This window comes from Pseudomonas sp. ENNP23, assembly GCF_001728945.1.
In the GTDB taxonomy this organism is placed as follows: Bacteria; Pseudomonadota; Gammaproteobacteria; order Pseudomonadales; family Pseudomonadaceae; genus Metapseudomonas; species Metapseudomonas otitidis.
The window spans coordinates 1-1,321 of sequence record NZ_LYSP01000102.1 but is presented as its reverse complement, the minus strand read 5'-3'; the positions used below and the strand labels follow the sequence as shown (position 1 = coordinate 1,321).

Genomic DNA, 1,321 nt, shown 5'->3' with positions numbered 1-1,321 from the left:
CGCCAGCAGCACGTCGGTCACGGGGCCGAAGGCGATCTTCTGGTCGAACAGCTTGCCGAAGGACAGGCGCGGGGAAATCTCGCCGTAGTAGGTGTTATTGCCGGCGTTGGCGTCAGCCTTGCCGTTGTAGTTGATCTGGTCGACGAAGAGGAACAGGTCGCCCCAGGTCCAGCCGCTGGCATGCTCGAAGGTGAAGGTCTGCTGGATCTCGGGGTTGACCTTGAAGTCCTTCCCATAGAGGTAGGTGACGCTGTTGTTCTGCCACAGCAGGGGGCCGTCGGCCAGGGCTTGGCCAGCGGCCAGCAGGCCGCCGGCGAGCGCGAGAGCGGAGAGGGTACGGTTCATTCGGGATGGGCTCCTGGTGCTGGTTTTATTGGCTTCCCTCTGCGTGGAAGCTGTCTGATTGGTCAGGCTTGCCTGCCAGAGCAAGAAAGGAGCCAGTTTTTCGCGACACCTTCCCCGGGCGCCGGATTATCGGGATAGGCCCCGATGTTTCAAGGGGTTATCGGTGATGGCGGGTGAATTTCCGACTTGTGGAGGGGCGGGGGCTGCCCGGTTATGGGCGGCCGGAGCTGACCGATCGAACAGCCCTGCATCAGTTTGGGGCGACCCACCAAACCGCCCCGCCGCCGGTGGATAGCGCTCTTTTCATCCACCAACTCCCGGCACCCAGGCCTTGGGGATAACCCCTGGCTCGATGCTCACCGGATGGCGCCGAGGCACTCGTAGGATGGGCTGAGCTGTGCGAAGCCCATCATGGCGGGCTGGGCCTGGATCGATGCGGTTCGCCAAGCTCACCGCATCCTACGGATTCCACCGATCCACCAACGGAGTCCGGCATGGCACCGCTGGTGGATAGCGCTCTTTTCATCCACCAACTCCCGGCACCCCGGCCTTGGGGATAGCCCCTGGCTCGATGCTCACCGGATGGCGCCGAGGCACTCGTAGGATGGGCTGAGCTGTGCGAAGCCCATCATGGCGGGCCGGGCCTGGATTGATGCGGTTCGCCGAGCTCACCGCATCCTACGGATTCCACCGATCCACCAACGGACTCCGGCATGGCACCGCTGGTGGATGGCGCTCTTTTCATCCACCAACTCCCGGCACCCAGGCCTTGGGGATAACCCCTGGCTCGATGCTTACCGGATGGCGCCGAGGCACTCGCAGGATGGGCTGAGCTGTGCGAAGCCCATCATGGCGGGCCGGGCCTGGATCGATGCGGTTCGCCAAGCTCACCGCATCCTACGGACGGTGCCTGGCGCGAAGGGGGAATGGCGCTTCCGGTGAACGGGAAGCGCGTTTTCCGTGTGTGCATAAAAAA

1 pseudogene is annotated in these 1,321 nt (G+C 63.7%); it reads right to left on the bottom strand.

Features of this window, described 5'->3' with window-relative positions:
* Nucleotides 1–345: pseudogene (locus A9G05_RS26195) on the bottom strand (hypothetical protein); the annotation flags it as partial.
* Nucleotides 346–1,321: the final 976 nt, after the last annotated feature.